This is a genomic window from Peptoniphilus sp., assembly GCF_050943655.1.
Lineage (GTDB): Bacteria > Bacillota > Clostridia > Tissierellales > Peptoniphilaceae > Peptoniphilus_A.
Map to the genome: position 1 here is coordinate 1 of NZ_JBMNPQ010000077.1, position 6,941 is coordinate 6,941.

The window sequence follows — 6,941 nt, forward strand, 5'->3', positions numbered from 1 at the left end:
TCTGTCAAGGGCATAAGCTCCTACGCCCCTTGACAGGTCCTTTTAAAAATTTATACTTGTAGTGCAATCAAATCATTTTTCTGTTTTTGTCATTAAGGTTTTTCTATGATTATAGTATACCACCTTCCTCCGTTCAGGATGACGAGTTAGTGGTAATCAACCACAACTCATCTTACAATAAGTAATATTCCCCTAAAGTCTCTACCAGCTTGCGACGCATCCGTCGGTCCTTGGTTCTGTTCCGCCAGCGTATGCTCCGTTTTCTTTTTTTAGTATTATTTGTCCGCGGCCAAAGCTTAGTCTATCTTTTGCTACTTCTACTTCATGGCCTCTATCCAAAAGTGATGTTACAAATTCCTGTGGCATTTCTTTTTCGACCAATACTTTTTTATCTTTAATCCACTGCCATCTCGGTGCATCTAGTGCTGCTTGTGGGTTCATGTTGTAATCAATTAAATTTGATACTACTTGTAGGTGACCTTGCGGCTGCATGAATTCTCCCATTACTCCAAATGGTCCAATCGCGTCATGATCTTTTGTGATAAAGCCTGGTATTATTGTGTGAAAGGATTTTTTAAGAGGCGCAATTACATTTACAGAAGTTTCATCTAGGGAGAAGTTTGCTCCTCTATCTTGTAGGGCAATTCCAGTTTCTGGCACGACAATTCCGCTGCCAAATCCCTTGTAATTACTTTGAATGTATGAGACCATGTTGCCGTCGCTATCAGCTGTTGCTATATAAACTGTGCTAGATCCATTAGGGTGACCTGCTAAAGGCATCATTGCTTCTTCTGTAATTAATTTTTTTCTAATTTTTGCATATTTATCTGATAAGAGTTCTTCGACACTTACCTTCATGAAGTTTTTGTCGGCGATATATTTATTTCCATCGGCAAAGGCAAGCTTCATCGCCTCAATTTTTTGGTGGATGGAGTTAAAGTCGTCGCATTCAGCCATTTCAAATTCTTTTAAAATGTTTAGTGCCATAAGTGCAATAATTCCGTCGCCGTTTGGTGGAATCTCCCAAATGTCGTATCCTCGATAGTTGATGCTCACGGGATTTACCCAAGATGTTTCGTACTTTTCTAAGTCGCTCTTTCTTATGTAGCCACCAGTTTTTTTGGAGAAGGCGTCGATTTTTTCTGCAAGTTCTCCCTTATAAAAGTCTTCTGCATTAGTTTTTCCAATTATTTCTAAAGTTTTTGCGTGGTCTTTTAGTTTCCAAATGTCTCCTGCTTTTGGAGTTTTGCCACCGTCAGTAAAAACTTTAAAGAGTTCTTCAAATTCTTCGCCCTTTAAATCTTTTTTAAATTCTAAAAAGGCATTCTCCCAAAGTCTTGAGACGATTGGTGATACGGGAAAGCCCTCGCGTGCGTAATAAATTGCAGGTTCAAGACATTCTATTAATTTTAAGTTTCCAAATTTTTTTGAAAGCTTGGCCCAAGTTGCGGGAACTCCAGGAACCATTACGGGAATCCATCCGCGTATCGGCATCTCTTTATATCCCAAGTTTATAATCTCGTCTTTATTTATAAGTTCTGGCGCAAAGCCACTTCCGTTTATGCCGTGTAGTTTATCTTTAAAGTAAATTATTGCAAAGGCGTCTCCGCCAATTCCGTTTGAAGTGGGTTCAACGACAGTAAGACAAGCTGCTGTTGCAATTGCAGCATCAACTGCGTTGCCACCTTTTTTTAATATATCAAGGCCGGCTGAAGCTGCAAGGTTTTGGCTTGTTGCAACCATTCCGCGCCTTCCAAAAGTCACAGTTCTTCTCGAAGAGTGATCGTATTTTAAACAGTCGAAATCAAAAATATTTTTTGACATCTCGCACACCTTTCTATTTAAATAAATTAAGTTAACTGCCAACAATCTTATTATAATATAAGTGCAAAATAACTACAAAAAAAGACATTCTGGATTATCCAAAATGTCTTTTAATCTCTTTATACATAATTTATTTTTACTGCTATTGCCAAGAATATAAAGGCAAATACTGTCAGTATTATTCCAAGTGGCCACAAGAATTTGTACCATTTCTTTAGTGGAACATTGGCAAATCCCAAGAACATCAAAAGTGTTCCATAAGTGAACCAGAACATATTAGTGATACCATCACCAAATTGGTAAGCGAGGATTGCAGTTTGTCTTGATAGTCCAACTATATCTGCTAGAGGAATGATAAGTGGCATAAGTGCTACTGCTTTTCCTGAACCAGATGGAACAAGTCCGTTTAGTAGTGAAACTATTATTACAATTCCTATTGCTGAAAGTGTTGTTGGCCAGCCAGAGATTAATTTTGAAAGTGCGTTGATTATTGGGTCGATTACTCCGCCTGTTTCAAGTATCCACTGTACACCTCTTGCAACTCCGACGATCATTGCGCCACCAACTGCGCCCTTTATTCCGTCGATTATTGCATTTGTTGTGCCGTCTACGCCCATCTTGTTTAGTGCACCGCAGATGATTGCAAATAGGAAGAACATTCCAGTCATCTCGTTCATGCCCCAGCCAAGTTTAAGCATTCCATACATTACTATTACAAATATGATTAGTAGTGCAAGAAGTGATAGTCTTTGACCTGTAGTGAAGTCTTTTCCTTCGAACTGAGTTAGGTCGATTGCCATCTTGCTTGTGTCAACATCTTTTGTAAGAGAAAGTTCTGGATTTTTCTTAACTTTTCTTGCGTACCTTAGAGTGTATAGTATTGCTGTTAGTACGAAAACTAGATACACAACAGTTCTAAATTGAAAACCTGAGAACATCTCAAGTTCTGCAACTTCGTGTGCAACTCCAACTGTGTAGACATTTGTTGGTCCAACGGCAAAGGATACGAGTAGTCCTAAAATTACTACGGCTGCCGCAGTCATTGCGTCGTAACCCAAGGCGATAATTATTGGTATGATGATTGGAACAAATGGAACTGCCGCCTCAACCCAACCCAAGAATCCGCCGAGGATTGAGAAGAAAATCATTATGATGACGATCATGGCATTGCCCTTGTCGCCAAATTTGTCGATAAGTTTATTTATTCCCATACCAAGTGCGCCACTTCGGTTTAGAACTTCGATGGAGCCACCGACGATTAGTATCAAGAATACAACATTTCCTGCGCCGATTAGTCCTTCGGGAACTGCTTTAAAGAAATCCAAGAAGGACACTGGAGTTCTCTCTACAACGTGGTAGGAAGTAGGGTCAATTACTGTCTTGCCGTTAACTGTTTCTCTGATGAAAGCGCCCGGGCTAATTACATAGGACAAAAGTCCACAAGCAACTATTACTAAAAATAGTAAGAGATAAGGGTTTACATTTTTATTCTTCTGTTTGTCTTTCTTTTCTTTCATTTTTTACACCTAGCTTTCTATATTAGGGTCTCTGATTTTTAAATCTTCAGGGATTGGTGCTTCGTATTTTCCGATGACGCTATCAAATTCTTCGTGCGCCTTTTCGATTACTTCAGGCTCAAGTGCTGCTTTAAGTCCGCAAGTTGCAAGGGATCCAATAGCTGAGTAGAGTGTCTTTTTGCCGATTGAGCCACCTGCAGATGAGCACATTTGCCATGTGTGAAGTGGTGTGCCAACAGGAGATGCTGCCAAAAACATTTGAGCAGTTGGAACGTAGTGGGAAAGCTCTCCAACATCTGATGAAATTACTTCCATCTTGCCATATTTTCCGTCAAATGGTGCGAGCTCTGTTGCAATGTGGTTTGCAATCTGCTCTTTTGCAAGCTCATCGCCGTAGAGATATGTCATATTTTCTACGGCTGCCTTTTTAGTGTTATCATCTAATGTTTCATAAAGTTCTTTTGCAAGTTTAAGGTCGTCTTCGTCAAACTTAGGTGTGCCAAATTCTTTAATTGAGTCGTATAAAACTCCAGATAAATATAAATTTGGACTAAAGTCTGCAAGGGCACCCTTTAGATTTATTTCGACTTCGACGCCAGCCATTAGAGCTGCGCCCTTTGCAATATTATTTATTCTCTCGTAAATGTTTAGTGCGTCGTCAATTTTGGCAGCTCTTATGAAATAATAAAGAGTTGCGTGAGACTGTACAACATTAGGTGCGTTGCCGCCAACGTCTAGATATGCGTAGTGAATTCTTGCACTGTCCACAACGTGCTCGCGAAGATAATTTACTCCAACATTCATAAGTTCACATGCATCTAGGGCTGATCTTCCAAGTTGTGGTGCTGCTGCAGCGTGAGATGTTGTGCCCTTAAAGTTATAAGTTACGATTATATTTGCAAGGCTTCCGCCGTTCCAAATTGCATTTTTGGATTCGGGATGCCATGTAAGCATTATATCTATTCCTTCATAATATCCGTCGCGGCCGATAAATGTCTTTGCACCGTCACGTTCTTCTGAAGGTGCACCAACGACAACGACGCTTGCGTCTAATTTTTCATTTTCAATTAAATCTTTTAAAACAACTGCGCCACCAAGAGCTCCCACTCCCAATATATTGTGACCGCAGCCGTGGCCAGCTCCTCCTGGAACAAGTTCCTCCTTGGTAGCTGATCCTCTTTTTTGAGAAAGGCCTGGTAGAGCATCGTACTCTACAGAAAAACCAATGACTGGACCGCTATTTCCATAAGTTGCCTTAAATGCTGTTTCCATTCCAGAGATTGGATTTTCAATTTCAAAACCTTCGTCTTTTAAAAACTCCATCAATTTTTTACTAGATTCGTATTCGATTAGACCTGGTTCTGGATGTTCCCAGATGTAATCGGCTAAATTGGAAAATTTATCAAAATTCTCATCTAATACTTTTCTTACATCATCTGCATAGTTTTTCATATACTTCCTCCTTCCACTTTAATTCACAAATAAGTGAATTAAAAAGAAACAATCTTTATATCTATTAAAAATGAAGTAGGATAATATAGTAAAGCATAATTCTAGAAAAGTATTATTTATATTTACATATGAATATATTTTGCTCTACTTATAAATTTATTTTAAGATTTTGCAAAAAAAAGAATTACCACTCTTGTGATAATTCTAAATTTAAAATCCAAATTTTTGCAAGTTTTTTAAAATTTTATCTGCCTCGTCAAATTTTTTAAACTCGAAGTCGTCTATTGACTCGACGCTTCTTATTCCCATTAGGGAATTTGAGATAAAGCACTCGTCGAAATTTTTTATTTCATCACGCTTTATGACTCTTTCTTCTATTTTAAAAATCTCCATTAAATATTCACGCATAGTTCCCCTTAAAAGTCCAGATGAAAGGGGAGGTGTATAAATCATATCGCCTTTTACAAAGAAGATATTTGAAAAGTCACATTCGCTCACTTCGCCTCTTTCGTTTAAAAAGAGCGCGTTGTCATATCCAAAACTTGCTGCAAGTCTGTGCTCGTAAATATTTTCGTAGTAGCACAGGTTCTTGTGATAAATCATCTTCGACGAAGAATTTCTCCTGGCATCAGAAATTTTAAGCCTAAAACTTTTGTAATCATCTCTGTAATTGTCTGGGCGACTTGTAATTATAAAATTTTTATCTGATGCGATTATTTTTAGTGCGAAGTTTTTTTCATCTGAGTCTTCTATATATTTATAAATTTCGTCGGTGTCAATTTTTCTATCGATACCAAAAAACTCCAAGCTACTTTTTAGCCTATTTAAATGTTCTTTTAAAAATAATGGCGCTCCATTAACTACCTTTATGGTCTCAAAGGCACCCTTTCCAAATAAAAATCCATCATCAAGCTCAATCTTCATGGAATTTACCTACATAATCTGCAATTTTTTTGTAATCGTCGTAGCCAATTGTCTGTGCTGCGTCGCTAATTGCTTCGTCTGGATTTGGATGAACCTCAATCATAACTCCGTCAAGTCCAAGGGCAAGAGTTGCGCGAGTCATCGGCATGATTAGTTCTCTTTTGCCCGTTCCGTGACTTGGGTCGACTATTACAGGATATCCTGTCTTTTCTTTTATAATATATGCTCCAGCAAGGTCCAAGGTGTTACGAGTTTCAGTTTCAAAAGTTCTAATTCCTCTTTCGCAGAAGATTATATTGTCGTTTCCGCCTTCTTCTAAATATTTTGCAGCCATTTGCCACTCGTAAATAGTTGCAGAGAAACCTCTCTTTAAAATTACAGGCTTATTTGTCCTTGCAATTTTTTTAAGAAGGGCGTAATTATACATGTTTCTTGAGCCAACTTGGAAGATGTCCACATAATCAATCATTCTGTCTACATCGTCTTCACTCAAGACCTCTGTAACGAAGGGGAGGTTTACAGTTTCTGCCGCCTCTTTTAAATATTCTACGCCGCGAAAGCCGATCCCTTGAAAGTCAAGTGGACTCGTTCTCGGCTTAAAGGCACCGCCACGAATTATGTCGACGCCCAATTCTTTTAGAGCCTTCGCCTCTTCTATAATATGCTCGCGAGACTCAATAGAGCAGGGACCTGCAATTAAAACTGGTTTTTCGCCGCCAATTACAGTGTCCTTAACTCTAATAATTTTATTATCTTTTTTCATCTTATCACCTAGTTACTTCCCTCAATTTCTATTTCGTCAAAATTATTGTAATAAGACTGAAGAGCAAGTAGAGACCCCTTTGCCTTTAAAACTATTTCGTCAAATTCGTCCTCATCATCGGAAAGAAGAATTATTGCGCCGCCAACGCCGATTGTCGCCTTATCATCTTCTATCACTGCCGTTCTTATTACAATATTAAAGTCCATACATGAGTTGTTAGAAATATACCCAATTGTTCCAGAGTAGACTCCGCGAGGCACCTCTTCAAGTTCGTCTATTATCTCAAGAGTTCTTATCTTTGGAGCACCCGTCATCGATCCACCTGGGAAAGTTTTTTCCAGAACTTCGATCACGTCCACGTCTTTTTTGATTTTGCCACATACTGTAGTCACAAGCTGGTGAAGAGTCTTGTAAGTTTCAACGTCCATGTACTTTGGAACTTCAACTGAACCAATTTCACA

At 38.7% G+C, this 6,941-nt stretch carries 6 protein-coding genes; all 6 read right to left on the reverse strand.

What is annotated here, in order from left to right; genetic code table 11:
• Positions 1-201: 201 nt before the first annotated feature.
• Positions 202-1,824, reverse strand: coding sequence for a gamma-glutamyltransferase family protein (locus tag ACOX6R_RS06770; RefSeq protein WP_433448580.1), 1,623 nt, complete (start codon positions 1,822-1,824; stop codon positions 202-204).
• A gap of 119 nt (positions 1,825-1,943) precedes the next feature.
• Positions 1,944-3,341, reverse strand: a complete 1,398-nt coding sequence (locus tag ACOX6R_RS06775; RefSeq protein WP_433448582.1) for a YfcC family protein — start codon at positions 3,339-3,341, stop codon at positions 1,944-1,946.
• 9 nt (positions 3,342-3,350) lie between these two features.
• On the reverse strand, positions 3,351-4,793 hold the full coding sequence (locus ACOX6R_RS06780; protein ID WP_433448584.1) for an amidohydrolase: 1,443 nt from the start codon (positions 4,791-4,793) through the stop codon (positions 3,351-3,353).
• Positions 4,794-5,003: 210 nt separating this feature from the next.
• A complete protein-coding gene (locus ACOX6R_RS06785) occupies positions 5,004-5,717 on the reverse strand; it encodes an aminotransferase class IV (RefSeq protein ID WP_433448586.1) in 714 nt (237 codons plus the stop codon).
• A complete protein-coding gene (gene aroF, locus ACOX6R_RS06790; protein ID WP_433448588.1) occupies positions 5,707-6,480 on the reverse strand; it encodes a 3-deoxy-7-phosphoheptulonate synthase in 774 nt (257 codons plus the stop codon). The genes ACOX6R_RS06785 and aroF overlap by 11 nt, the downstream gene beginning before the upstream one ends.
• Positions 6,481-6,488: 8 nt before the next feature.
• On the reverse strand, positions 6,489-6,941 hold a 453-nt coding region (locus ACOX6R_RS06795), incomplete at its 5' end, for a chorismate-binding protein (protein ID WP_433448590.1).

Excerpts from the sequence above, each read along its gene's own strand:
- ACOX6R_RS06770 (WP_433448580.1), bottom strand. The coding sequence starts at position 1,824 with ATGTCAAAAAATATTTTTGATTTCGACTGTTTAAAATACGATCACTCT.
- ACOX6R_RS06785 (WP_433448586.1), bottom strand. The coding sequence starts at position 5,717 with ATGAAGATTGAGCTTGATGATGGATTTTTATTTGGAAAGGGTGCCTTT.
- aroF (WP_433448588.1), bottom strand. The coding sequence starts at position 6,480 with ATGAAAAAAGATAATAAAATTATTAGAGTTAAGGACACTGTAATTGGC.
- ACOX6R_RS06780 (WP_433448584.1), bottom strand. The coding sequence starts at position 4,793 with ATGAAAAACTATGCAGATGATGTAAGAAAAGTATTAGATGAGAATTTT.
- ACOX6R_RS06775 (WP_433448582.1), bottom strand. The coding sequence starts at position 3,341 with ATGAAAGAAAAGAAAGACAAACAGAAGAATAAAAATGTAAACCCTTAT.